Origin of the sequence: Polaromonas potterensis, assembly GCF_033446725.1 — a bacterium.
In the GTDB taxonomy this organism is placed as follows: Bacteria; Pseudomonadota; Gammaproteobacteria; order Burkholderiales; family Burkholderiaceae_C; genus Polaromonas.
The window spans coordinates 67,053-92,250 of the sequence record NZ_JAWQLX010000007.1; the positions used below are offsets into that span (position 1 = coordinate 67,053).

Sequence of the window (25,198 nt, forward strand, 5' to 3'; positions counted from 1 at the left end):
TCGGTGGCGCCGTTCAGCGCACGGTGATGGTGTCACGGTGCATGGGGGCCAGCAGCGCCAGCATCTGGTTTTGTGTGCGGAAGGCAATGCCTTTGGCGTCCATGCTTTGCTGCAGCACTTCGACCAGCGCATTGAAGTCGGATTTTTTGATGTCCAGGTTGGCGTGTGCGCTTTTCATGTCGGCACCTTTGTACACACAGGGGCCGCCGGCCAAGGCGCAGAACTGCTCAACCAGCTGTTCCTTGACACGCTGCTGGTTGGCCGGCTTGAAGTGCGGGCCAGTGCGCGGGTCGGCCAGCAGCCGGACCATGAAGTCGTCCATCAGGCTGACCAGGCCGGCTTTTTCGCCGAAGGCCTTGTACAACTGGTCATCCGTGGTGGTGGTTTGTGCCAACGAGGCGCCAGCCAACAGCAGGCTGGAGGCGCTCAGCATAAAAGAGATCAGGATTTTTTTCATGTCAGTTCCTTGGTGATGGGGGTGCGGGGGCGGGTACGGGTCGGGCCAGTTCAGAAGGCCAGCTGGGCCGACAGGTAGTAGCCGGTTTGTTTGCGGCTGGCGGTGGTGGCCGGAACAATCACGCCCAGGTCCACATAGGCCAGCGTGACTGAAACGTTTTTATTCGGCGCCCAGGCAATAAAGATGTCTTTCCAGTCTTCCGAACGCAGGCCGTTGCCCAGGCCGGCCGCGCGGCCTGCGGTTTCCAGTTTGTTACGCATGAAGCGGTATTCGGCGCCCACAGCGATGTTTTTGCTGATCAGGTAGGCGACCGAAAACTCCGGCTGCAGGCTGTAGCTGTTGTTGTCGCCGCCCAGCGTGGCGCCGTAACCCAGCAGGCCGTTCTGGTTGGCCTTGGTCGCACGCAGCGTGCCGTTGACCAGCAGGCTTTGACCCAGGAACAATTTGGTGGCGCTGACATAAACGTCCACGCCGTCGCGTTTCGCGCCCAGCGCGCGCAGGGTGCCGTCCAGGCCGGTCGAGCCCAGTGTTTTGTACTGCACACCCACCGCAACCTGGGGCATCAGGGTATCGCTGTCGAGCACGGCATCACCCAGCACGCGGACCTTGGCGCCGACGATGGTTTGTTTCAGGTGCAGGCCGGGCAAGCCCAGTGCCGTGCCGGTGCCACGGGTGTTGAAATCCTGCTGGGCCACCGACAGCTCATAACGGTCCTGGATGCCTATGGCCGCGCCGATGATGTTCAGGCCGTAGTCTTTGGTGCCTACGGTGGTGATAAAGGCCGAGCCGCCCACTTCCCCCTCGGTGGCGTTGCTGCCAATCACGGCCCAGGGCGTGAGGCCGCCGCCCGCTGCGCCTTCGATGCTGCTGACGCCGCCGGTCAGCAGAAGTTTGCCGGTATCCGCGTGGGCGGACAGGCTGGCGCCCGCGAAAAACGTGGCGGCTGCGCAAGCAGCGAGCAGGGATGGTGCAAATGTCATGGTCGGGGCTCCAGAGTGCCGGCAAGGGGTGGGTAAAAGATGTAAATCAAGGTAACCGTGCAGATACGCTCCTTTTCTGGTCCTGGATTCAACTATTTGTCGACACGCATTTGCTGCGTCGGCGAATCCGGCTTTCGGATGTTTGCGTACCCCTTGCCATGAAGCACACAAACGCAAAACGAGGGATGGGGCCTGCCCTGGTGCGGGCCGGCCTGTCCGGCATGGCGGCCTTGCTGCTGGCCGGGTCGGCACTGGCGCAAAGCGGCGCTGCGCCGCGGGAGTGGCGCACGCCGCCTGCCGGCGATGTGTCCCGGGGCCAGGCGCTGTACACCGCGCGCTGCACGGCCTGCCATGCGGTGGACAGCAACAAGATCGGACCGGCGCACCGCGGCGTGATGGGCCGCCGTGTTGGCAGCCTTCAGGGTTACACCTATTCCGCCGAACTGGCGCAGTCCCGGCTGCGCTGGACGCCGCAGACACTCAACGCGTGGCTGGAAGGTCCGGAAGAGCTGGTGGCGGGCCAGCGCATGGGTTTTCAGGTGGACGATGCGCAGGAGAGGGCTGACCTGATTGCCTGGCTGGCGACGCTGAAATAGGGGCGGGCCGAGTTTGCTCTGGCCTGATTCGTGATGGCCCCGCGCCGCCCTCGGCGTGGATGTGCACTTGGCGGGCGGTGATTGCGTGGCCAGGACAACTGGTTATTCGCTATTGTTTTGATAGCTTCTCGCGCCCGTTCCTCCTGGGCTGAAGGCCTTTTTTATCCGTAAGTCAGCTCCTGGCAGCGGGTTCAGGCGCCTGTGCACATGAACCCGCGGTGCCGCCATGGCCGGCAGGCACCAGGGAAAATCCACGGGGCGTCCAGCGCCAATACCGCTACCCAGCCGATCCAGCCCATGACAGTCCGCTGGGCCCCAACTGGGGTAGGCCGCCTTGGGGGACAATTCCAACATCTGGCGCGCCTTCCCGCAGGCCGGGAGGCCAGGCCTTTTTTCAGACGCAGCGCTTGCGTCCGTTTCGTTTTTTATGGAGAAAAAACATGTTTGATCGTTGCTGGAAAGGCGCCCGCTGGCTGGCGCTGTGTGGGCTAGTGGCCGTGGCCGCCGGCTGTGCCTCGGCGCCTGGTGCACGTGTGGCCTCGCCGGTTCAGGTCAAGGTGTTTGTGGCTGCGATGTTCGAGATCGGCCAGAACACCGGCGACCGAGCCGGTGAGTTCCAGCACTGGTATGAGCGTTACTGGAAGGGCGCGACGCCGCTGACGGTGCCGGGCGCCTTGAACCCAGTTTATTGCAACACCGACGGTGTTTGCGGCGCGGTGTTGGGCATGGGCAAGGTCAACTCTTCGGCCTCCATGCAGGCGATTTTGCTGAACCCGGCCTTTGATTTCTCCAAGGCCTATTACGTGTTGTCGGGCGTGGGCGGCACACCACCTGCACGCGGCACCATAGGCGACGTGAGTTGGGCCAGCTGGCTGGTGGACTACGACCTGGGCCACCGCTGGGCGCCCGAGGAAAACAAGGCCGGCGAACCGACCTTTATGCCGCGCAAGGGTTACGAGGACTACCGCCGCTTCCAGATCAACCCGGCGCTGCTTAACTGGGCCATGAACTTGACCGCCGACATGCCACTCAAGGACTCGGACGGTGCTCGCAAGTATCGGCAGCGTTATCCCGACAAGGCGGCCCGCGGCGCGCCTGCCGTCAGTGCCGGCACCCACATGACGGGCGATACTTTTTTCCACGGCCCCGGCATGTCCAAACAGGCGCAGTACATCGCCAAACTTTATGGCGCCGACGACTACACGATCACCGAAATGGAAGCCGCCGCCATCACCCTGGTGATCAAACGCACACATGGCACGGATCGCGTGATGAGCTTGCGCGGCGCGGTCAACTTCGACCAGGGCAGCCCCGGGGAGACCACGCTGCAGCACCTGGACCCGGCGCCGGGCGAAACCGCAGGTGGTTTTGCCGAAACCGTGGACAATATCGCGGCGGTGGGTTCGCGCGTGGTGGACCACATCGTGACGAACTGGCCGCAGTGGCAGGGCGGCGTGCCCACGCGTTGAAATCGCCTCTTCTTTGATGTATACGCATTGCGTGAATTATCAAAAGATATAAAGCTCATGGCGTATACTTTTATCCATGAGCCAGCAACAAGATCTCCTGCGCGACGCCATGCGTCGCCTCAACCTGACCCGCGACGCCTTCTCTGAACGGCTGGGTGTTCGCCGCCGCGCACTCGACACCTGGCTGCTGCCGGACGACTCCGGCGAGTCGCGTGCCATGCCGGAAATGGTGGGCAAATTTGTCGCCGAAATCCTGCAGCGCGAGGCGCTGGGTGCGGTGGTGGCCGGGGGCGCGGCGGACGACCGCAGCATCGGTCAGCGTATCGCGGCAGAGGGCCGGCCGCACCTGCTGTCGGTGGCGCAGTTCGACCGCGGCAGTCTGGAAGACCTGTTCCAGGTCGCCGACATCATGCAGCCCATCGCGCGGCGCCAGAAGGTGACACGTATTCTTGAAGGCGCCGTGCTCGGCAGTCTTTTTTTCGAGGCCAGCACACGCACGCGGGTGAGTTTCGGCGCCGCTTTTTGCCGTCTAGGCGGCACGGTGTGCGACACCACGGGGTTTACCTTTTCGTCGATGGCCAAGGGCGAGTCGATTTACGACACCAGTCGCGTGATGAGTGGTTATGTCGATGCGCTCGTGGTGCGCCACCCCGACCAGGGTTCGGTGGCCGAGTTTGCGCGAGCCACCAACATCCCGGTGATCAATGCTGGCGATGGTCCGGGCGAACATCCGAGCCAGGCCATCCTGGACCTCTACACGATCCAGCGTGAATTTTCGCGCATGGGCAAGCTGGTCGATGGCACCCATGTGGCCATCGTTGGTGATTTGAAATACGGCCGCACGGTGCACTCGCTGATCCGGCTGCTGGCGCTTTACCGCAACCTGAAGTTCACGCTGATCGCGCCGCCCTCGCTGGAGATGCCGGCCTACTTGCTGGAACTAGTGGCACGCCACGGCCACGTGATCGAGCAGACCCAGTCGCTCGAAGAAGGTCTGCGCGGCGCGGACGTGGTGTACGCCACCCGCATCCAGAAAGAACGTTTTGCGGGCGAGGAGATCGAGGGTTACACACCCGAGTTCCAGGTGCGCAAGGCGCTGGTGGATGCGGTCTGCAAGCCCGACACCATCCTGATGCACCCCCTGCCGCGCGACGGCCGGCCGGGCGCGAACGACCTCAGTGTGGACTTGAACCACGATCCCCGGCTCGCGATTTTCCGCCAGACCGACAACGGTATCCCGGTGCGCATGGCGCTGTTCGCGGTGCTGATGGGGGTGGAGAAACAGGTGGCGCGTTCGATGCGCGACGCCGGCTGGCGCTCACCCGCACACATCGGGCCGGATGACGCGGACTTCGACGGGCTGGACTGAGCCCTAAGGCTCAGGGCGTGGCTGGCTGCAGATGCCACACCACGTTGAAATCAAAGGGCGTCCAGCGGCTTACCGTCACACCTGCGTGCCGCAGGCCGCGCCCGGTCCAGGTGTTGCAGGTCTCGACAAAGTTGTAGCCGCCTTCGGCTTCGTAGAAGGCATCGTTGTGGCCGTAGTGCGCGCCCGAGATAGGTGTGGCCTGGCCTGAAGGCAACGCAGCACGCACGTAATCGACGAGCTGCACATACTGCGCTTGCGAGAGCGGCAGCTTGTAAGCACCGTTGCGCAACTCACCGCGCTGCAGGTAAGTCACGTGGATCAGTGCGCGGTTGCCGCCCAGCAGCGCACCGACGGCGCGCGAGGCCGTGAGATCGGCCCAGGTGGGTGTGTTCAGGTAAAACTCGCGGTCGCCCCAGCCGATGGCGATGAACTCGGCGTCGGGCGGCACGGCCTTGAAATCCGTGGGCGGAAAAAGCTGCTGCCAGTCGATGCTGGTCGAGTGGATCGGAAACACGAGGTCGGTGTGCACGCCGTTGCTCAGTACCCAGGCCTCCACGTCAGAGGCTGCGGTGGATGGCTTGGCATGGGCGGGCCAGAACATCAGTGCGCAGGCCATCGCCAGATACAGGCCCATGAGCAGCACCAGGCCCAGCAAGGTGAAAGCGATACGCTTGAGCCAGCGCTGGATCATGATGGCGCTCAAAACAGCGATGCGGTGGTTGATGCGGTCTCTACGCCCGCACGACTTGTTGCCGTGCCAGTCGGCGCCAGTGCCTCGGGACTGTCCGCCCTGACAAGTGCCGCCGCGCGCACGCCCAGCAGGCGCAGCGGTCGTTCCAGCGGCACACGTTTGAGGCACAGGCCGCCGGTGTGGCGTATGGTTTTGGCGTCGGCGGTATAGCTGCTGATGGTCTGGTCCCGCGTGGCGATCTTGAAGTCGTCGTAACGCAGCTTGATGCCAATGGTTTTGGCGACGTAACCCTTGCGCTGCAGGTCGTTCGCCAGTTGGCTGCACAGTTCGGTGAAAATCGCGCCCAGAACGGCCTTGTCGCGCACCGCATGCAGGTCGCGCTCGAAGGTGGTTTCGCGGCTCATGCTGACGGGCTCGCTTTCGGTGAGCACCGGGCTGTCGTCGCGACCCCAGGCGACTTCATGCATCCAGGCGCCGGTGGCTTTGCCGAAATTCGCCACCAGCCACTGTGGGTCCTGTGCGGCCAGCTCGCCGATGGTCTGCACCTGCAGCTTGGCCAGTTTCTCGCCGGCCTTGGGGCCTATGCCATTGATCTTGCGCACATGCAGCGGCCAGATTTTTTCCTGCAGGTCGGCTTCGTGAACGACGGAAATTCCATTGGGCTTGTTGAACTCGCTTGCCATCTTGGCCAGCAGTTTGTTGGGTGCCACGCCGACGGAGCAGGTCAGGCCGGTCTTCTCAAAAATCGCTTTCTGGATCAGCCGCGCCAACACGCGGCCACCTTCGCGCTGGCCGCCGGGCACGTCGGTGAAATCGATATAAACCTCGTCCACGCCGCGGTCCTGCATCAGGGGTGCAATCTCGGTGATGGTGCTTTTGAACAGCCGCGAGTAACGCCGCACTTCTTCAAAATCCACCGGCAGCACAATCGCCTGCGGGCACAGTTTGGCGGCTTTCATCATGCCCATGGCCGAACCCACGCCAAACTGCCGCGCCGCGTAGGTGGCCGTGGTGATGACACCGCGGCCGACATAATCTTTCAGCAGCGGGAAATCCGCCACCGGGATAAACCGCGGCAGGCGTTCGGGCTGGGCCGCCAGCAGTTGGTCGTCCACCTTGCGGCGTCCACCGCCTATGACCACCGCCAGGCCTTTGAGTTGCGGGTAACGCAGCAACTCGACCGATGCAAAAAAAGCATCCATGTCGAGGTGGGCAATGCGGCGGCTTTGAGTCAGGTCATAGGTCACTGCGCAAGCATAGCGCCGCTGATTGATGACGCTATCCAGGCTTGTGCTGTTCGTTTTTGCGGATCCTTGCGTTCGCTGTCCTTGACATGTTCGTTCGCCTTGGGAGTCGATCAACTAGGGTTTACACCTATTTTTTTGATCAAAAAGAGTATTAATCTTCTTTTATTGTTTCTCTAATTAATCAATGTTTCACTAGTGAAACAAAATTAAAGAATCTTCAGTAAAGGTCTCTCATGTTTGAAGTCGTCCGCATCGAAGGCTGTCCGCGCGGTTCGGGATATCCCGCCTCCGGGCAATCCTGCACGGAGGTGATTCATGGTCGCGTTTAGCCAGGCAGGGCTTGTGGCGGGCCGCCGCATCCTTGTCACGGGTGCCGCTCGTGGTCTGGGTTTTTGCTTTGCCCGCACTTTGTGCGAGAGCGGCGCCAGGGTGGTGCTGGCGGACCTGCGCGAAGACTTGCTGCAGACCTCTGTTTCGATGTTGCTTGCCGAGGGTTTTGACGTCAGTGGTATGGCGGTGGATGTCAGCGATCCGGCGTCCATCCAGCGCTGCGCCGAGCAGGCGGTTGCCAACCTCGGAGGCCTGGACGGTCTCGTCAACAACGCCGCAGTGACCGATTCGGGTGGCTGCGGCATGGATGACATCGAGATTGCCAAGTGGGACCAGGTGATGAGCGTTAACGTACGCGGCACCTGGCTCATGACGCGGGCCTGCCGCCCCGCGCTGCGCGCCAGTGGACGCGGCGCCATCATCAACCTCGCATCCGACACTGCCATGTGGGGTGCGCCCAATTTGCTGGCCTATGTGGCCAGCAAGGGTGCCGTGATTGCCATGACGCACTCGCTTGCGCGTGAGCTTGGTCCGGACAATATCACCGTCAATGCCATTGCCCCCGGCCTGGTGCTGGTGGAGGCTACCCAATACGTGCCTGAGGCGCGGCACCGTCAATACGTCGATCAGCGCGCCCTGCAGCGCGAGCAGATGCCCGAGGATGTGTCTGGCGCGGTGCTGTATGCGTTGTCCGATTTGGCCCGCTTTGTCACCGGTCAGGTTCTTGCCGTCAACGGCGGCTTCGTCATGCGTTAAACGCAAATTCAAATTCAACATCAAAGGAGTAAACAATCCATGAGTGATCTGTCCGAGCAGCAACAACTTCCCAAAAGTTGGGATCAACCCGAGGGCGCGGACTTCGCCTCCTGGATGGATAGCCGCGTGGCGCGTTTCTCCACCCGCAAGTACGACTTCGACGCGTTGAAGTTCCAGGCCGATTTCGACCCCAAGTACCGCCGTGGCCAGATGCGCTACATCGGCACGGGCGGCACCGGCGTGGCGGCAGACAGCACCACCATCGCGGCCGAGAATTTCACCTTCTCGACCATGGTGATCCCGGCCGGCCACGAAGGCCCGTCACATCTGCACACCGATGTGGAAGAAGTGTTTTTCCTCATTCGCGGCAAGCTCAAGCTGGTCCTGGAAAAGGACGGCGAGCGCTTCGAGACCATTCTGACCGACCGCGACGTCGTGTCGGTGCCGCCGGGTGTGTACCGCGAAGAGATCAACATCGGCGACGAAGACGCGCTGCTGTGCGTGATGCTGGGCGCCAAGAAGCCCATCACCCCGACCTACCCGGCCGAGCACCCGCTTGCGAAGATCAAACGCTGAATATTGACGTCATGGATGCCGTAACCCGCACTGCTGACGATTTGCTGCAGGCGCCACTCGCGCTGCTGGATAGCCGCTTTCCCCAGCGCATCGTGGCGCTGCCTTCGGGCGCGCGCGTCGCGGTGCGCGAATGCGGTGTGCCCGGTGATGCCCCCACCATTGTGCTGCTGCATGGCATCAGCTCGGGCGCCGCCTCGTGGTTGCATCCTGCCGTGATGGCCGGCGAGCAGGCGCATGTCATTGCGTGGGACGCGCCGGGCTACGGTGACTCCACGCCGCTGGCGGGCGATGCCCCCCGGGATGCCGACTACGCCGCGCGCCTGCACGAGTTGCTGCAGGTGCTGGATGTGCGTCGCTGTGTCCTGGTGGGCCATTCGCTGGGGGCGCTGATGGCCGCTGCCTACGTGCGCGACATGGGTGCCAGCCGCGTGGCGCGTGTGGTGTTTATCAGCCCCGCGGGCGGCTACGGCGGCGCCGCACAGGCTGCCGCGAGCGAGCGTGTGCGCACCGACCGCCGCGAGGCGCTGCACACGCTTGGCGTGGACGGGCTGGCAGAACGCATCGCGCAGCGCCTGCTCTCGCCCGCTGCCGACGCGGCCGCGCGGGCCTGGGTGCAGTGGAACACCGCACGCCTGCAGCCGGCGGGCTATCTGCAGGCGGTGGAGCTGTTGTGCGCGAGTGATCTGGGTGCGAGCCGCGATCTTGAGGTTCCCGTGGAAATTCACTGTGGCGATGCTGACGTCGTCACGCCACCGGCCGCCTGCCGTGGCTGGGCCGACTTGTATGCTGCGCCCTTTGACTTGATCAAGGGCGCTGGCCACGCCAGCCCTGTGGAGCAACCCGAGGCGGTCGCGCGCCTGATCACGCGCGCTGTGCGGCAACCCACTGGAGTGAAACAACATGAGTGACAACACCGCAGACGACAACAGCACCGACAAATACATCGTGCCCGCCTTGGAGCGCGGCCTGCGCCTGCTGGGCGAATTCGGACGTGACAGCCGCACGCTGAGTGCTCCCGAGCTGGCGCGCCGACTCGACCTGCCGCGCTCCACGGTGTTCCGGCTGATCAACACGCTTGAGGCCATGGGGTTTGTCGAGCGTCTCGACAATGGCAACGACTATCGCTTGGGCATGGCCGTGCTGCGCCTGGGGTTCGAATACCTGTCCTCGCTGGAACTGACCGAGCTGGGCCAGCCCGTGCTCGCGCGCCTGTGTGACGAGATCCGCTACCCCTGCAACCTGGTGGTGCGCGATGGCCGCTCCATTGTCTATGTCGCCAAGGTCTCGCCGCCCACGCCGTTTGCGAGCGCGGTACGCATAGGCACGCGCCTGCCAGCGCATGCCACGGTGCTCGGCCGCATCCTGCTCGAAAACCTCACGCTGCCCGAGCTGCGCGCACTCTACCCGGAAGACCATCTCGAAGTGTTTTCCGACAACACGCCCAAGACCGTGCTGGAGCTGTTCAACATGGTCGAGGCCGACCGTCAGCGCGGCCATGTGCTGGGCGAGGGCTTCTACGAGGCCAGCATCTCCACCATCGCCGCCCCGGTGCGCGATGAGAGCAGCCACATCGTCGCTGCGCTGGGCACCACGATACCGTCAGGCCACATCGATGCCGACCGCATCGACGCGCTGGTGCAGTCCGTGCGGGTTTCGGCCGACGAGTTGTCGAGCCTCTTGAACTACCAACCGCGCAGCGGGATCGCCGACAAGGTCGTCGCGCTGCGTTCGCGCTGAACTCAAAGACCATGAACCTCATCGATTTGAACGGGACCGTAGCTGTCGTCACCGGCGGCTCGTCAGGCATCGGCCTGGCCACCGTGGAGCTGTTGCTGCAAAGCGGCGCGGCCGTGGCCTTCTGCGGCCGTGACGAAAAGCGCCTGCAGGGTGCCGAGGCCGGACTGCGAGAGCGCTTCCCGCAAGCCCGCCTGTACGCCGCGCCCTGCAACGTGCTGGATACCGCCGATGTACAGCGTTTTGCCGCCGACAGCGAACGCGAACTGGGCGCAGCCGCCATCCTGGTGAACAACGCCGGCCAGGGCCGCGTATCAACCTTCGCCGACACCGATGACAGCGCCTGGACCGAGGAGTTGCATCTGAAGTTCTTTTCGGTGATCTACCCCACGCGCGCTTTTTTGCCGCAACTGCAGGGCCAGAAGAACCCTGCCATCGTGTGTGTCAACTCCCTGCTGGCCGCTCAGCCCGAGCCGCACATGGTGGCAACGTCGGCCGCGCGTGCCGGCATCAAGAACCTGGTGCGCTCCATGGCCACCGAATTCGCCCCCATGAATGTGCGCGTGAATGGCATCCTCGTGGGCCTGATCGAGTCCGGCCAATGGCGCCGCCGCTTCGAGGCGCGCGAGAACCGCGCCCTCGACTGGGCCGCCTGGACGGGCGAGCTCGCCGCCCGCAAACGCATTCCACTGGGCCGCCTGGGTCTGCCCGAAGAGGCCGCGCGCGCCATTTTCTTTTTAGCCACCCCGCTGTCGTCGTACACGACCGGCAGTCACATCGATGTTTCCGGAGGTCTTTCCCATCATGCTTAACCCCAACCAAATCACGGTCGGCGCCGCCATTGCCGCATTCCTCGAGGAGTGCGGCGTCAAGGCCGCTTTCGGCGTGATTTCCATCCACAACATGCCTATCCTCGATGCCATCCACGAGCGCGGGCAGATCCGTTTCGTGATGTCGCGCGGCGAAGCCGGCGGCACCAACATGGCCGACGCCTATGCCCGCACCACCGGCGGCCTCGGCGTGTGCCTGACCAGCACCGGCACGGCTGCCGGCAACGCCGCCGGCGCCATGGTGGAAGCGCTCACGGCCGGCACGCCGCTGCTGCACCTCACGGGCCAGATCGAGACACCTTACCTCGACCAGAACCTGTCCTACATTCACGAAGCGCCCGACCAGCTCACCATGCTGCAGGCCGTGTCCAAGGCCGCGTTCCGCGTGCGCAGTGTCGAGACCGCGCTCAGCACCCTCAAGCTGGCCGTGCAGACCGCGCTGACGGCGCCCACCGGCCCGGTCAGCGTGGAAATCCCGATTGATATTCAGGCCGCGCTGATGCCCTTGCCGAGCGATCTGCAGCCCCTGCCCGTGATGGTGCAAGAGCCGTCGGCCCGTGCGCTGGATGAACTGGCCGATCGCCTGGCCAAGGCGCGCCGACCGCTGCTGTGGCTGGGCGGCGGCGCCCGCCACGCTGGCGCGGCGGTGGCTCGCCTCATGGCCCTGGGCCTGGGCGTGGTCACCAGCACCCAGGGCCGCGGCATCGTGGCCGAAGACGATGCTCGCTCGCTCGGCGCCTACAACCTGCACAAGCCGGTCGAGAATTTCTACCAGACCTGCGACGCCATGCTGGTCGTGGGCTCGCGCCTGCGCGGCAACGAAACCCTGAAGTACGAACTCAAGCTGCCGCGGCCGCTGTACCGCGTGGATGCCGACCCCGCTGCCGAAGGCCGCTGCTACGCCACCGATTACTTCGTGAATGGCGACTCCGGGCTGGTGCTGCAAGGTCTGGCCGATCGCCTCGAAGGCCGCCTGTCGATTGACCCGGCCTTCATGGCCGACCTGCGCGCCGCGCGCCTCGCCGCCGAGAAAATACTGCTGGACGGCCTGGGCCCCTACACCGAACTGGTAAGCCAGTTGCAGCAGGCTGCCGGCCGCAGCTTCAACTGGGTGCGTGACGTGACGGTGTCCAACAGCACTTGGGGCAACCGTCAACTGCATATTTTTGACCCCCGAGCCGGCGTGCATGCGCTGGGCGGCGGCATCGGCCAGGGCCTGGCCATGGGCGTGGGTGCGGCCGTGGGTGCCGCCACAACCGGCTCGGGCCGCAAGACCTTCTGCCTGTCGGGCGATGGCGGCTTCATCCTGAACCTCGGCGAACTCGCCACGGCCGTGCAGGAGCAGGCCGACGTGGTGTACGTGCTGATGAATGACCAGCGCTACGGCGTGATCCAGAACATCCAGGATGCGCAGTACGGCGGCCGCCGCTGCTACGTCGACCTGCACACGCCGGACTACGCGCAGCTGTGCGCCTCGCTGCAGCTCGGCCACACGCGCATCAGCAATCTCGCCGATCTGCCCGCCGGGCTGGACCAGGCGCTCGCCGCGCGCGGCCCGTTCATCCTGGAGATCGACATGCTTTCCATCGGCAGCTTCAAAACCGCGTTTGCCGGCCCGCCGACCAAGCTCGCGGTACCCGCCTGAAGGATGTGACGCCATGCTGAAAGTTGCAATGATTGGCTGCGGTGCGATTGGCGCCAGCGTGCTGGAGCTGATCCACGGCGATCCCGACGTGGTGGTGGACCGCGTGGTCACGGCCGCTGCGGCACGTGCCCAGACCGAGACCACGGTCGCCCACTGGGCACCACAGGCCCGTGTGCTGGAGGCGCTGACGGCGGACGACATGCCCGACCTGGTCGTCGAGTGCGCGGGGCACGGCGCGATTGCCGAGCACGTGGTGCCGGCGCTCGAGCGCGGCATTCCCTGTGTCGTCGCCTCGGTGGGCGCACTGAGCGCGCCCGGCATGTTGCAGATGCTGGAGCAGGCCGCGCGGCGCGGCGGCACGCAGGTGCAATTGCTGTCGGGCGCCATGGGCGGCATCGATGCATTGGCCGCCGCACGTGTGGGTGGGCTCGATTCGGTGGTGTACACCGGCCGCAAGCCGCCCGGCGCGTGGAAGGGCACGCCGGCCGAGTCTGTCTGCGACCTCGACAGCCTGACCACCGCGCATTGCATCTTTGAGGGCAGCGCTGAGCAGGCGGCACGGCTCTATCCGAAAAATGCCAATGTTGCCGCCACGCTCGCGCTGGCCGGTTTGGGCATGCAGCACACGCAGGTGCAGTTGTTTGCCGATCCTGGCGTGACGGAAAACGTCCACCATGTGGCAGCACGGGGTGCGTTTGGTCAGTTCGAGTTGACCATGCGTGGCAAGCCGTTGGCGGCCAATCCCAAAACTTCCGCGCTGACCGTGTACAGCGTGGTACGTGCGCTGCTCAACCGCGGCCGCGCGCTGGCTATCTGAGGAGAACCCCGTGTCGCTGATCACCGAATCGAAAGCCCTGCTTCCCATCAACATCGGCGGCGAAATGCGCCTGGGGGGCGGCGACGAATCCGCCAGCCTCTACCCCGCCACGGGCGAAGTGGTGGCCCGCCTGCGCGCGCCCAGCCTGGCGGACGTGGATGAAGCCATTGCGCGCGCCGACCACGCCTTTCGCACCAGCGGCTGGGCGCAGCGCAAACCGCATGAGCGTGCGGCCGTTCTGTACCGTGTGGCTTCGCTGATTCGCGAGCGTGCCGAGCCCCTGGCCCAGCGCCAGCGCCTGGACAATGGCAAGCCGATCACCGAAACCCGCAACCTGGTGGCCAGTGCGGCCGCGACCTTCCAGTTCTTCGCCAGTGCCTGCGAAACGCTGGAAGAAACCATCACCCCGTCGCGCGGCGACTTCATGACCATGAGCGTGTACGAGCCCATGGGCGTGGTGGCGGCCATCACGCCCTGGAACTCGCCGATCGCGAGCGAAGCGCAGAAGATTGCCCCTGCGCTGGCGGCAGGCAATGCGGTCGTCATCAAGCCGGCCGAGGCCACGCCGCTCATGGCGCTGGAGCTGGCCGCCATCTGCGAAGAGGCGGGCGTTCCAAAAGGGTTGCTCAGCGTGTTGCCGGGCCGGGGTTCGGTCATCGGCGACGCCATCACCAAGCACCCGCTGGTCAAGCGCGTGTCGTTCACGGGCGGCACCAGCACGGGCAAGCACATTGCCCACATCGCGGCCGACAAGATGATGCCGGTCTCGCTGGAGCTGGGCGGCAAGTCGGCCACCATGGTGCTAGCCGATGCCGACCTCGACCACGCGGTCCATGGCGTGCTGTATGGGATCTTCAGTTCGTCGGGAGAGTCGTGCATCGCCGGCTCCCGCCTCTTTGTGGCGCGCCAGCTGTACAGCGAATTCCTGGAGCGGCTGAGCGCGCGCGCCGCTGCACTGCGCGTGGGCGATCCGGCCGACGAGCGTACGCAGATGGGCCCGCTGATCACCGCCAGGCATCGGGAATCGATCGAGCGCTATGTGGAACTGGGCCGCAGCGAGGGCGCGAGCGTGCGCACCGGCGGCGCACGTCCGCAAGGCGAGCTGTACGCGCGCGGCAACTACTACCTGCCGACCATCCTCGAAGGCGTGAAGAACACCGACCAGATTTGCCAGCAGGAGATCTTCGGTCCGGTTCTGGTGGCCATGCCGTTTGACAACGAAGAAGACCTGATTGCCCAGGCCAATGACAGCGTCTACGCGCTGGCTGCCGGCATCTGGACGCGCGACTACAAGCGGGCCTGGCGTATCGGCCGCGCGGTGCAGGCCGGCACGGTGTGGATCAACACCTACAAGCAGTTCTCCATTTCCACGCCGTTCGGCGGCTGGCGCGACAGCGGCCTGGGTCGCGAGAAGGGGCGTCTGGGCATCCTGCAATACATGGAACAGAAGAGCCTATATTGGGGCCTCAATGAACAACCGCTGGTGTGGGCCAACTAAAGCGGCCCACGACACAAGGAGCCAACACATGAGCGTACTGGGTATCGACGAAATCACCTACGGCGCAGACGACCTGCCGACCTGCCGCCGCTTTTTCCTGGACTGGGGCCTGCAACTGGTCGGCGAAGAGGCCGACCAACTCGTCTTCGAAACACTGAACGGCTGCCGCGTCATCGTGGCCGCCAGCAGCCGTGCCGGCCTGCCGCCGGCCATGGAAGCCGGGCCCACGCTGCGCCAGGTGGTGTGGGGCGTGGAGAGCGAGGCCGACCTCGCGCGCTATGCCGACAACATCCGCCAGCAGCCGGGCTTTGTGCAGGAGGTGGAGCGTATCGGCTGCACCGACCCCAACGGCCTGTCGGTGCGCCTGCAGCTCACGCGCAAGTGCAAGATCGACGTGGAGAGCGCCGAGTACAACACCTGGAATCGCAAGAACCGCATCAACAAGGCCAGCCCGGCCTACGAGCGCGCCACGCCCATCGAAGTGGGGCATGTGGTGTTCTTCGTGAAGGATGTGGTGGCCTGCGAGCGCTTTTATCTGGAGAGCTTCGGCTTCGCCGCCTCCGACCACTACCCCGGCCGCGGTGCCTTCCTGCGTTGCGCGCCCGAAGGCGGCCACCACGACATCTTCCTGCTGCAGCGCCCCGCCGGTGACGCCGCGCTGAACCATGTGGCCTTCACCGTGCGTGACATCCACGAGGTGTTCGGCGGCGGCATGCACATCTCGCGCTGCGGCTGGGACACCCAGCTCGGCCCGGGCCGGCATCCGATTTCCTCGGCCTACTTCTGGTACTTCCGCAACCCGGCGGGCGCGCTGGTCGAGTATTACGCCGACGAAGACCAACTCACCGCCGACTGGCAACCGCGCGACTTCGAGCCCGGCCCCACGGTCTTTGCCGAGTGGGCGATCGAAGGCGGCATCGACGGCAACACGCGCCGCCAGAAGAGCGCCGATGCCCCCAAGGGCCAATTCATCACCGACAGAAAGTAAGACATCATGCGATACAGTTTCCTTCTCAAAACCTCCGTGGCCATCGCCTGCACCGGCCTGCTGCCGTGGGCGCAGGCGCAAAGCGCAGTCGACAAGCAGTTGTCCTCTCGGCCGTTCACCATCGTCGCGCCCTTCCCGCCGGGCGGCCCGATCGACACGCTGGCGCGCATACTCGCCACTGGCCTGACCGAGCGCTACAAGCAACCCGCCATCGTCGACAACCGCACGGGCGCCAACGGCAATATTGGCATTGATCTGGTCAAGCGCGCCGCGCCCACCGGCCACACGCTGCTGGTGGTGCCTGCGGGCAACCTCACCATCAACCCCACCCTGATGCCCAAGCTGGGCTACAACGTGGAGGCCGACTTCGCGCCGGTGGCGTCGCTCGCCAAGGCACCCAACGTGCTGGCCGTCAACCCGTCGCTGCCGGCCAAGACGGTCGCGGAGCTGGTGGCGCTGTCCAAGGCCAAACCGGACACGATCAGCTATGCCTCGCCGGGCGTGGGCAGTGGCCTGCACCTGGCGGGCGAGCTGTTCAAGCAGCAAAGCGGCGCGGACATCCTGCATGTGGCTTACAAGGGGTCGGCGCCTGGCCTCAATGACGTACTGGGTGGCACGGTCCCCATGATCATCGGCAACCTGCCTGTGCTGCTGCCGCACATCCAGTCGGGCAAGCTGCGTCCGCTGGCCGTGACCGATCCCACGCGCGCCGCCGCCTTGCCCAATGTACCCACACTGGCCGAAGCCGGGGTGCCCGGTGTGGCGGTGACGTCCTGGTACGGCCTGATGGCCCCCAAAGGCACGCCCGCACCTGTGCTCGCGCAGCTGGCCAGCGATGTCACACGCATTTTCAACACGCCTGCGACCCAGGCGCAGCTGGAAAAACAGGGCCTGAGCGTCTGGATCGTGACTGAGGCCGCGTTTGGTGACGTGATCCGCAAGGAGACCGCGACCTGGGCGCCCATCATCAAGAGCCGAAAGATCGAAGCCCAATAACCCCTCCCGCAACCAACGACAAGGCTTGCATCGTTCACTCCACCTGAAAGGCCCCCATGAACTACACCCGTCGCCAGGTCATCGCCATCGCCGCCTCTCTGGGTGCGGCCCTGTCCACCGGCAGCGCGCTGGCGCAGAACTATCCGAGCAAACCCATCACGCTGGTCGTGGCCTATCCTGCCGGCGGAGATACCGATGCCATGGCGCGCCTGTACGCCGAAAAGCTGGCGTCCCGCCTGGGCCAGCCGGTGATCGTGGACAACCGTCCCGGCGCGAGTGGCCTCATCGGCAGCGCTTATGTTGCCAAGGCGCAGGCGGATGGCTATACGCTGCTGCTCGCGCCCAGCACGTTTTCCATCGCGCAACTGGTGCTCAAGACGGGCTCAGGCTCGAGCTACGACGTACTCAACGGCTTTACCCCCATCGTCCAGACCGCCATCCAGCCGCTGTTCGTTGCGGCCAGCACGGCCTCAGGCGCCAAGGATCTCAAGGAGCTGGTGGCGATGTCCAAGACCAAGCCGCTGTCCTATGCCAGCCCCGGCAGCGGCTCGCCCATGCACATCCTGGGCGAGATGTTCAACAAGGCCGCGGGCGTGAAGCTTTCGCACGTGCCCTACCGCGGCGTGGCGCCGGCGGTCAACGACGTGCTGGGCGGCCATGTGCCTGTGACGTTCATGACGCTAGGCCCCGTGGCGCCGCACGTCACCACCGGCAAGGTGGTGGTGCTGGCCGTGGCGGATCCCCAGCGCTCCTCGCTGGCGCCCGACGTGCCGACGCTGGCCGAGCTGGGCTACAAGGACGTGGAGGTCGGCGCCTGGCAAGGGCTGTTCGGGCCCAAGGGTCTGCCTGCCGACATCGTCAAGACGCTCAACAACCACCTCAACGAGATTCTGAAGATGCCCGACATCGCTGCCAAGATGGCCACCTTCGGCGCGCTGCCGGCCGGCGGCGAACCGTCGCGGCTGGCCAAGGCCAACGCTGGCGACTATGACCGTTTCGGCAAGATCATCAAGGAGTTCGGCATCCAGGCCGACTGAAAGCGAAGGATATCCACCATGCAAACCGACCGCTATCTCGACCCCCACCAGGCACGCAAGCGCCCGCCCCCCACGTTTGAAGACCTGCTGGGTGACGCCATCGAGCGCGCCTATGCCGACGGCGCGCATGCGCTGCCCGAACTGGTGGCCTACCTGAACCGCACCGGTCCGTCCGCCGAGAACGGCGAGGCCTGGACCGAACAGAACTTTCAGGCCCTGATGGCCCGGCTCGGCAATTAAGGAGAGAAACCGTGAACACCATCTCTTTCACCAAGGATCCGATTGACGCGCTGTTGAAGGACGGCCTGAAGAATCTCTGGTATCCGATCTGCCCGTCCGAGTTTGTCGGCGAGCGTCCTGTATCGCTGCGCCGGCTGGGCAAGAAAATCGCCCTCTGGCGCGATGCGGCTGGCCAGCTGCATGCGCTGGAAGATCATTGCCCGCACCGCGGCGCGCCGCTGTCGCAGGGCGTGGTGCTCGGTGACCGGCTCGCGTGCCCGTATCACGGCGTTGAAGTGCGCTGCGACGGCACCGTCACCAAGGTGCCGGGCAGCCCGGGCTGCAAGCTCGAGAGCTCACGTGCAGCGTTGGCCTTCCACGTGCAGGAAGCCTACGGTGCGATTTTTCTCTACAACAGCGACGTGAACATCGATACACCGCCGCCGATGACGCTGCCCGAGGAGTTGAGCTCGCCCGAGTATTCGCATTTCCTCTGCTACGCCGAGTGGAAGAGCGACTACCGCTATGCGCTCGACAATGTGATGGACCCGATGCACGGCACCTTCCTGCACAAGCAGTCGCATTCCATGGCCGAAGGCGACAGCACGGCCACGTTCCAGATCCGTAATACCGACATCGGCTTTGTGTTTGAAAAGACCGGCCAGCGCGGCGTCAACTTTGACTGGACGGAATGGGGCAGTACCGGTGTGCACTGGATGCGCCTGGAAATTCCGTACCCGAAAACCGGCGGCCCGGGCGGCAACTTCGCCATCGTCGCCTGCGCGACCCCGATGGAGGACAACATGACGGCGACATTCTTCTGGCGCTGCCGCAAGGTCTCGGCGTGGCAGCGCGACACCTGGCGCTTCCTGTACCGCAACCGCCTCGAGGCGCGCCATTGGGCGGTGCTGGAGCAGGACCGCGTCATGCTCGAGAAAATGGAGCCCGACGCCAACCAGCGTGAAAACCTGTACCAGCACGACATCGGCGTGACTCGCCTGCGCCGCCATCTGCGCAACCTCGCGGACGAGCAGCTGGAGGCCGCGGCCACGCCCGGGGCCGGCGCCCAGGCCTGATGGACCTTCATCCCGCGCGAAATCATGTCTACTACTTTGAACGCCTTTGTCCACACCTTGCGCCATGAGGCCGACGACGTGATCAGCGTCGAGCTGCGCCCGGTACCCGGCACCGAGTTCCCTGCCTTCACGGCAGGGGCGCACATCGACCTGCACCTGCCCAACGGCATGGAGCGCAGCTACTCGCTGTCCAATGCCTGTGAGGAGCACAACCGCTACGTGGTGGGCGTGCTGCGCGACCGCGCCAGCCGCGGCGGCTCGCGCTGCGTGCATGAGCAGCTGCGCGTCGGCATGCGTCTACCCATCTCCGCGCCGCGCAACAACTTCCCGCTGCACGAAGAGGCCGGGCACACGGTGCTGATCGCGGGCGGCATCGGCGTCACGCCCATTCTGTCTATGGCACGCCGGCTCAAGGCGATCGGGCGGTCCTTCGAGGTGATGTACTTTGCACGTTCACGCCAGGGCGCGGCCTTTGTGGCCGAACTCGAAGCGCTGGGCATGCCGCTGATGCTGCACTTCGACGACGAGAAGGGCGGCCCGCCCGACCTCAGGGCGCTGCTGTCGGATCGGACACCCGAAGTGCTGTCGGTTCGGGCGCCCGCGGTACAGACGCACTACTATGCCTGCGGTCCGACAGTCATGCTCGACGCCTTCGAGAAAACCTGCGAGGAACTCGGGCACGAGAACGCCCACATCGAGCGCTTTAGCGCCGTGGAAGTGGCTGCATCGCCCGATGCGCATGCGACCTATACCGTCGAGCTGCGCCGCAGCGGCCGCACGATCACCATCGCGCCGGACAAGTCGCTGCTCGACACGCTGCTGGCCGCCGGGGTGGAGGTTGATCACAGCTGCTGCGAAGGCGTGTGCGGCTCCTGCGAAACCCGCGTGCTCGCCGGCGAGCCTGACCATCGCGACTCGATCCTCAGCCCCAAGGAGCGCGCCTCCAACAAGGTCATGATGGTTTGCGTATCGGGCTGCAAGAGCAGCTCTCTGACCCTTGATCTCTGATTTTCCCGCAGGACGGGTTTGGGAGCCGGCCGCATCTGCGGCCGGATGCTCCCGTCCTTTGCATTTCATTACATCAGTAGTGTCCGGTCAAAACCCAAACAAAATCAATTGGTTAGCGTCGGGTGGTGGTTGAATTTTGTAGTCATCGGCCTGCAAGGCGCATGAAATCAGGGTTTTCTCAAAAACCGAGACAGACAAAGTCTGTAGGCAAGTGTAGAGCGAGGCATCCAGGCGAAGTTCTTTTTTGACGATTGCGATGAGCACATAGCTGGCGATGGCGCACCAGACCTGCGTCTTCACCGCGTTCTCGCTGGTACCCAGGAATTTCTTGATCCGCAAATGCTGCTTGACCCACTTGAAGAACAATTCCATCTGCCAGCGATTCTTGTAAAGCTGCGCGATGACCGGTGCAGGCAGCGTCGTGTTGTTGGTCAGGAACACCGGCGTCTTGCCGGTCTTGGGATCTTTGAACCGCACCCGGCGCAGATGCTCGGGATAGTCGCGCGCGCTCTTGTAGCCATTGAGTGCACCCATCTGATCGCACACCACGCCAGTGGCCTTGTCAACCTTGGCCGGGGTCACCGTCGGGCATTGAAATTGGACTTCGCTCGGGGGACGAAGAAGGCCCCTCGCTGACGCAGCGTGTACAGCCTTGCGAAGTCCAGATAGCCCCGATCCATGATGTAGAAGGCCCCGGCTTCGACGGGCAGAATATCGAGCACATTGACATCGCCCAGCTTGCCGTTGCTGATGTGAATGAAGCTGGGAATGGCGCCCAGTGCAGCTTTGTCGCGCACTGCATGCAGGTCGCGCTCGAAGGTGGTTTCGCGGCTCATGCTGACGGGCTCGCTTTCGGTGAGCACCGGGCTGTCGTCGCGGCCCCAGGCGACTTCATGCATCCAGGCGCCGGTGGCCTTGCCGAAGTGGGCCACCAGCCATTGAGGATCCTGCGCGGCCAGCTCGCCGATGGTCTGAACGTACAGCTTGGCCAGCTTCTCGCCGGCCTTGGGACCTATGCCGTTGATCTTGCGTACATGCAGCGGCCAGATTTTTTCCTGCAGGTCGGCTTCGTGAATGACGGAAATCCCATTGGGCTTGTTGAACTCGCTGGCCATCTTGGCCAGCAGTTTGTTGGGTGCCACGCCGACGGAGCAGGTCAGGCCGGTCTTTTCGAAAATCGCTTTCTGGATCAGCCGCGCCAGCTATATCGTGCACGTACCCTACCGCAGCACGGCCATGGCGATCCAGGATGTGATGAGTGGGCAGCTACCCATGATGGTGGTGGATACCGCCGGTGGCTTGGCCCAGATTCGCGCCGGCAAGGTACGCGCGCTGGCCGTGCTGTTGCCTAAACGGATTGCCTCATTGCCCGATGTGCCGACCCTGGCGGAATCCGGTTTGCCCAAGTTCGAGGCCGTGGCCTGGCAAGGTTTGTATGTGCCCAAGGGCACGCCGGCGGACATCGTGGAGCGGCTGTCGGCAGAAATGCAAAAGTTCATCATGGTGCCCGAGATCAAGGCCAGGCTGGAAGAGTTCGGCCTGGAGGTGACGCCCTCTGACGGCCCGCATCTGGCCCGCTTCGTGCAGAACGAAACGGCGTTCTGGCACAAGCTGATTCGCGAGCGCCAGCTCTCGCTCGATTGAGCGGGTGTCCGGCCGCTCAGCGTTCGTGCTGCAGGTAACGGGCTTCGCGCGGCAGGCGGAAGGCGACCAAAAAGGCGATCACCATCATGCCGGTCACGTACCAGTAAAACGCCTGCTCATGGCCCAGTGATTTGAGGCCCAGGGCCACGTATTCGGCCGAGCCGCCAAACAGCGCATTGGCCACGGCATAGGCCAGGCCGACACCCAGGGCGCGTACTTCGGCCGGAAACATTTCGGCTTTGACCAGGCCGCTGATGGAGGTGTAAAAACTCACGATGGCCAGGGCCAGGATGATCAGCAAAAAAGCCACGACGGGGTTGGTCACGTTTTGCAAGGTCATCAGGATGGGCACGGTGCACAAGGTGCCCAGGCCGCCAAACCACAACATGGAGGCGCGCCGGCCGATGCGGTCGGACAAGATGCCGAAGAAGGGCTGCATCAGCATGTAGGCAAACAGCGCGAAGGTCATGATGCCGCTGGCGGTTTTGACCGACATACCGGCCGAGTTGACCAGGTACTTCTGCATGTAGGTGGTGAAGGTGTAGAAAATCAGCGAGCTGCCGGCTTCCTTGTTGGCGCGCGAGGCGGCGGTGGTGGTTTCTTCCAGTGAGCGGCGCAGGAACAGGGCGATCACGGCAGCCATCGCGCCGATCACAAAAGGAATGCGCCAGCCCCAGGTGCGCAACTCGTCTTCACTCAGCACAAACTGCAGGATCACCACCACCAGCACGGCCAGCAACTGCCCGCCTATCAGCGTAACGTACTGGAAGGAGGAGAAAAATCCGCGCTGGCCTTGCAGCGCCACTTCGCTCATATAGGTCGCGGTGGTGCCGTATTCGCCACCCACCGACAGGCCCTGGAACAGGCGCGCCAGCAGCAGCAGCGCCGGGGCCCAGGCGCTGCTGCTGCTGGCGTAGGTGGGCAGGCAGGCGATGACCAGCGAGCCGGCGCACATCATGGTCACCGAGATCAGCATGGAATTTTTGCGGCCGTGTTTGTCGGCAATCCGGCCAAACAGCCAGCCGCCAATCGGGCGCATCAAAAAACCGGCGGCAAACACGCCGGCGGTGTTCAGCAACTGCGTGGTCGGGTCGCTGGAGGGGAAAAAGGCCGGCGCGAAATAGATGGCACAGAAGGCATACACATAGAAGTCGAACCATTCCACCAGATTGCCGGACGAGGCGCCCACAATGGCGAAAATCCGTTTGCGGCGCTCTTCAGCGCTGTGAAGAGGTGTGGTGCTCATGGCCAAGGCCTTGTTCTTGCATTCCGGCCATGTCGGCGTGGTCTGCAGCGGCGGCCCAGGAGAAGCCGTGCCCAGCGTCCTCAACATGTTCCGCTAGCCAGGACTGCGGAAGAAATGCTTTTTTATTTAAGGGTTAACCATTATGCGCTTGGCCGAAATTGAGATCAAATGTAGGTGTCTCCGCCCCTCCAACCACCGGAGTTTGCCCCGTGCCTGCTGAAGACCGTCTCATCATTCGTTCAGAAAAAGCGGCCGATGTCGAGGCGATTTTTAGCCTGACGGCGGCGGCGTTCCAGTGTCATCCACACAGCTTGCAGACCGAGCAATTTATTGTTGATGCCTTGCGCGAGGCCGGCGTGTTGAGCCTGTCGCTGGTCGCGGAGCAGAAGGGGGTGGTGATCGGCCATCTGGCGTTTTCGCCGGTGGGTATCGCCGATGGCAGCCCCGACTGGTACGGCCTGGGCCCGGTGTCGGTGTTGCCCACCTGCCAGGGCCGGGGTGTGGGCACGGCCTTGATCGCCGAAGGTTTGACCCGACTACAAGCCGACGGCGCCCACGGTTGTGTGGTGCTGGGGGAGCCGGCCTATTACGGCCGTTTCGGCTTTACCCATCAGCCGGCCTTGGTTCTGGACGGTGTGCCACCCGATTATTTTCTGGCCTTGCCGTTTGGCGCGCATCTGGCCCAGGGCGTGGTGCATTACCACGCGGCCTTCGCGGCGCGCCGCCTGTAGCTCAGCGTTGACCGGGTTTAGAACGTGCCCGGCAGCAGGATGCGTTTGTCCACCGTGTTGATGTTGGTGTGGCCGCAAAACGCCATGGTCAGGTCCAGCTCCTTGTGGATGATCTGCAGCGCCTTGCTCACGCCTTCTTCGCCCATGGCGCCCAGACCGTAGAGGAAAGAGCGGCCGATGTAGGTGCCCTGGGCGCCCAGCGCACGTGCCTTGAGCACGTCCTGGCCGCTGCGTATGCCGCCGTCCATGTGGACTTCGATCTGGCTACCGACCGCGTCCACAATCTGCGGCAAGGCACGTATCGAGGACTCGGCGCCGTCGAGCTGGCGCCCGCCGTGGTTGGACACAATCAGCGCGTCAGCGCCTGAGTCGACCGCCAGCTTCGCGTCTTCCACGTCCTGGATGCCCTTGAGGATCAGCTTGCCGCCCCAGCGTTTTTTGATCCACTCCACATCGCCCCAGTTCAGGGCCGGGTCAAACTGCTTGGCTGTCCATTCGGCCAGCGAGCCCATGTTCTCCACCCCCTTGACGTGACCGACGATGTTGCCGAACTGCCGGCGCGGCGTGCCCAGCATGCCTAAACACCAGCGCGGCTTGGTCATCAGGTTCAGGATGTTGGCGACCGTCAATTTGGGCGGAGCCGACAAACCGTTTTTGAGATCTTTGTGGCGCTGGCCGAGGATTTGCAAATCCAGCGTCAGCACCAGGGCCGAGCAGTTGGCGGCCTTGGCGCGGTCGATCAGGCTTTCGATGAAGGCACGGTCCTTCATCACATAGAGCTGGAACCAGAAGGGGTGGCGGTCGGTGGCCGTGGACACGTCTTCGATCGAGCAGATGCTCATGGTCGACAGCGTGAACGGGATGCCGAATTTTTTGGCGGCACGTGCGCCGTGGATTTCTCCATCGGCGTGTTGCATGCCGGTCAGGCCGGTGGGCGCGATGGCGACCGGCATGGCCACGTTCTGGCCAATCATCTGGGTGGCGGTGCTGCGGTTTTCCATGTTGACCGCCACGCGTTGGCGCAGCTTGATGGTCTGGAAGTCGCTTTCGTTGGCGCGGTAAGTGCTTTCTGTCCACGCGCCGGAGTCGGCGTAGTCGTAGAACATGCGGGGTACGCGTTTTTGCGCCAGAACGCGCAGGTCTTCAATGGTGGTGATCACGGGCATGGGGGCTTTCTTCTTAGAGTCTGCTTACGATTTATAAGGGGTCGCGTTGGGGCGCAATCGGGATGAGTTGCTTGCCAACATCTCGCCGCATG

General features: G+C 64.1%; 25 protein-coding genes and 1 pseudogene. 19 read left to right on the forward strand and 7 right to left on the reverse strand.

Annotated features, from left to right (window positions below; genetic code table 11):
• Window positions 1-13 precede the first annotated feature (13 nt).
• Together R6254_RS13860 and R6254_RS13865 are read right to left on the reverse strand one after the other, a co-directional pair.
• Complete coding sequence (locus R6254_RS13860) at window positions 14-457, reverse strand: group I truncated hemoglobin (RefSeq protein WP_318407622.1); 444 nt, start codon at window positions 455-457, stop codon at window positions 14-16.
• 50 nt (window positions 458-507) lie between these two features.
• Window positions 508-1,437: a DUF3034 family protein gene (locus R6254_RS13865; protein ID WP_318407624.1), complete on the reverse strand. Its 930-nt coding sequence runs from the start codon at window positions 1,435-1,437 to the stop codon at window positions 508-510.
• A 158-nt stretch (window positions 1,438-1,595) separates the two neighbouring features.
• On the opposite strand from R6254_RS13865, the gene R6254_RS13870 reads away from it, so the two are divergent.
• The 3 genes from R6254_RS13870 (at window position 1,596) to R6254_RS13880 (ending at window position 4,871) form a co-directional block, all read left to right on the forward strand.
• The gene (locus R6254_RS13870; protein ID WP_318407625.1) at window positions 1,596-2,033 is read left to right on the forward strand and encodes a c-type cytochrome; all 438 of its coding nucleotides are present in this window, start codon (window positions 1,596-1,598) and stop codon (window positions 2,031-2,033) included.
• Window positions 2,034-2,473: 440 nt separating this feature from the next.
• Window positions 2,474-3,502: a purine-nucleoside phosphorylase gene (locus R6254_RS13875; protein ID WP_318407627.1), complete on the forward strand. Its 1,029-nt coding sequence runs from the start codon at window positions 2,474-2,476 to the stop codon at window positions 3,500-3,502.
• A 76-nt stretch (window positions 3,503-3,578) separates the two neighbouring features.
• Entirely contained in the window at window positions 3,579-4,871 is a 1,293-nt protein-coding gene (locus R6254_RS13880) for an aspartate carbamoyltransferase (RefSeq protein WP_318407629.1), read from the forward strand.
• A 10-nt stretch (window positions 4,872-4,881) separates the two neighbouring features.
• Here the strand turns inward: R6254_RS13880 and R6254_RS13885 are convergent, their stop codons facing one another.
• Window positions 4,882-5,574, reverse strand: coding sequence for a TIGR02117 family protein (locus R6254_RS13885; RefSeq protein ID WP_318407630.1), 693 nt, complete (start codon window positions 5,572-5,574; stop codon window positions 4,882-4,884).
• Window positions 5,571-6,764 (reverse strand): Y-family DNA polymerase, encoded by a 1,194-nt coding sequence (locus R6254_RS13890; RefSeq protein WP_318407876.1) that lies wholly within the window; start codon window positions 6,762-6,764, stop codon window positions 5,571-5,573. Before R6254_RS13890 ends, R6254_RS13885 begins: the two co-directional genes overlap by 4 nt.
• Window positions 6,765-7,124: 360 nt before the next feature.
• Here R6254_RS13890 and R6254_RS13895 point away from each other — a divergent pair, with 360 nt between their 5' ends.
• The 14 genes from R6254_RS13895 (at window position 7,125) to R6254_RS13960 (ending at window position 20,319) form a co-directional block, all read left to right on the forward strand.
• The gene (locus tag R6254_RS13895) at window positions 7,125-7,895 is read left to right on the forward strand and encodes an SDR family oxidoreductase (RefSeq protein WP_318407631.1); all 771 of its coding nucleotides are present in this window, start codon (window positions 7,125-7,127) and stop codon (window positions 7,893-7,895) included.
• A 39-nt stretch (window positions 7,896-7,934) separates the two neighbouring features.
• Window positions 7,935-8,471, forward strand: a complete 537-nt coding sequence (locus R6254_RS13900) for a cupin domain-containing protein (protein ID WP_318407632.1) — start codon at window positions 7,935-7,937, stop codon at window positions 8,469-8,471.
• A gap of 11 nt (window positions 8,472-8,482) precedes the next feature.
• On the forward strand, window positions 8,483-9,379 hold the full coding sequence (locus R6254_RS13905) for an alpha/beta fold hydrolase (protein WP_318407634.1): 897 nt from the start codon (window positions 8,483-8,485) through the stop codon (window positions 9,377-9,379).
• Window positions 9,372-10,208: an IclR family transcriptional regulator gene (locus R6254_RS13910; RefSeq protein WP_318407636.1), complete on the forward strand. Its 837-nt coding sequence runs from the start codon at window positions 9,372-9,374 to the stop codon at window positions 10,206-10,208. Before R6254_RS13905 ends, R6254_RS13910 begins: the two co-directional genes overlap by 8 nt.
• Window positions 10,209-10,219: 11 nt before the next feature.
• Window positions 10,220-11,017, forward strand: a complete 798-nt coding sequence (locus R6254_RS13915; protein WP_318407638.1) for an SDR family oxidoreductase — start codon at window positions 10,220-10,222, stop codon at window positions 11,015-11,017.
• Window positions 11,010-12,680: a thiamine pyrophosphate-binding protein gene (locus R6254_RS13920; RefSeq protein ID WP_318407640.1), complete on the forward strand. Its 1,671-nt coding sequence runs from the start codon at window positions 11,010-11,012 to the stop codon at window positions 12,678-12,680. Before R6254_RS13915 ends, R6254_RS13920 begins: the two co-directional genes overlap by 8 nt.
• Before the next feature lie 13 nt (window positions 12,681-12,693).
• Window positions 12,694-13,497 carry an aspartate dehydrogenase gene (locus R6254_RS13925; RefSeq protein WP_318407642.1) on the forward strand — a complete coding sequence of 268 codons (804 nt, stop codon included), beginning with the start codon at window positions 12,694-12,696 and terminating at the stop codon, window positions 13,495-13,497.
• A 64-nt stretch (window positions 13,498-13,561) separates the two neighbouring features.
• The gene (locus tag R6254_RS13930) at window positions 13,562-14,995 is read left to right on the forward strand and encodes an aldehyde dehydrogenase (RefSeq protein ID WP_318407877.1); all 1,434 of its coding nucleotides are present in this window, start codon (window positions 13,562-13,564) and stop codon (window positions 14,993-14,995) included.
• Window positions 14,996-15,023: 28 nt separating this feature from the next.
• Window positions 15,024-15,983 (forward strand): VOC family protein, encoded by a 960-nt coding sequence (locus tag R6254_RS13935; RefSeq protein WP_318407643.1) that lies wholly within the window; start codon window positions 15,024-15,026, stop codon window positions 15,981-15,983.
• Between the two features lie 6 nt (window positions 15,984-15,989).
• A complete protein-coding gene (locus tag R6254_RS13940) occupies window positions 15,990-16,979 on the forward strand; it encodes a Bug family tripartite tricarboxylate transporter substrate binding protein (protein WP_318407645.1) in 990 nt (329 codons plus the stop codon).
• A 56-nt stretch (window positions 16,980-17,035) separates the two neighbouring features.
• Window positions 17,036-18,016, forward strand: coding sequence for a Bug family tripartite tricarboxylate transporter substrate binding protein (locus R6254_RS13945; RefSeq protein WP_318407647.1), 981 nt, complete (start codon window positions 17,036-17,038; stop codon window positions 18,014-18,016).
• An 18-nt stretch (window positions 18,017-18,034) separates the two neighbouring features.
• Complete coding sequence (locus R6254_RS13950; RefSeq protein ID WP_318407649.1) at window positions 18,035-18,256, forward strand: recombinase-like helix-turn-helix domain-containing protein; 222 nt, start codon at window positions 18,035-18,037, stop codon at window positions 18,254-18,256.
• Between the two features lie 11 nt (window positions 18,257-18,267).
• A complete protein-coding gene (locus R6254_RS13955) occupies window positions 18,268-19,311 on the forward strand; it encodes an aromatic ring-hydroxylating dioxygenase subunit alpha (RefSeq protein WP_318407650.1) in 1,044 nt (347 codons plus the stop codon).
• A gap of 24 nt (window positions 19,312-19,335) precedes the next feature.
• Window positions 19,336-20,319 (forward strand): PDR/VanB family oxidoreductase, encoded by a 984-nt coding sequence (locus R6254_RS13960; RefSeq protein WP_318407651.1) that lies wholly within the window; start codon window positions 19,336-19,338, stop codon window positions 20,317-20,319.
• 87 nt (window positions 20,320-20,406) lie between these two features.
• Here R6254_RS13960 and R6254_RS13965 read toward each other — a convergent pair.
• A pseudogene (locus R6254_RS13965) lies at window positions 20,407-21,521 on the reverse strand (IS4 family transposase).
• On the opposite strand from R6254_RS13965, the gene R6254_RS13970 reads away from it, so the two are divergent.
• Window positions 21,436-21,963 (forward strand): Bug family tripartite tricarboxylate transporter substrate binding protein, encoded by a 528-nt coding sequence (locus R6254_RS13970; RefSeq protein ID WP_318407653.1) that lies wholly within the window; start codon window positions 21,436-21,438, stop codon window positions 21,961-21,963. The pseudogene R6254_RS13965 and the gene R6254_RS13970 overlap by 86 nt on opposite strands.
• A gap of 16 nt (window positions 21,964-21,979) precedes the next feature.
• Here the strand turns inward: R6254_RS13970 and R6254_RS13975 are convergent, their stop codons facing one another.
• Complete coding sequence (locus R6254_RS13975; RefSeq protein WP_318407878.1) at window positions 21,980-23,209, reverse strand: MFS transporter; 1,230 nt, start codon at window positions 23,207-23,209, stop codon at window positions 21,980-21,982.
• A 209-nt stretch (window positions 23,210-23,418) separates the two neighbouring features.
• Between R6254_RS13975 and R6254_RS13980 the strand changes: the two genes are divergently transcribed.
• A complete protein-coding gene (locus tag R6254_RS13980) occupies window positions 23,419-23,940 on the forward strand; it encodes a GNAT family N-acetyltransferase (RefSeq protein WP_318407655.1) in 522 nt (173 codons plus the stop codon).
• A 17-nt stretch (window positions 23,941-23,957) separates the two neighbouring features.
• Here R6254_RS13980 and R6254_RS13985 read toward each other — a convergent pair whose 3' ends face one another.
• Entirely contained in the window at window positions 23,958-25,106 is a 1,149-nt protein-coding gene (locus R6254_RS13985; RefSeq protein WP_318407656.1) for an alpha-hydroxy acid oxidase, read from the reverse strand.
• Window positions 25,107-25,198 lie beyond the last annotated feature (92 nt).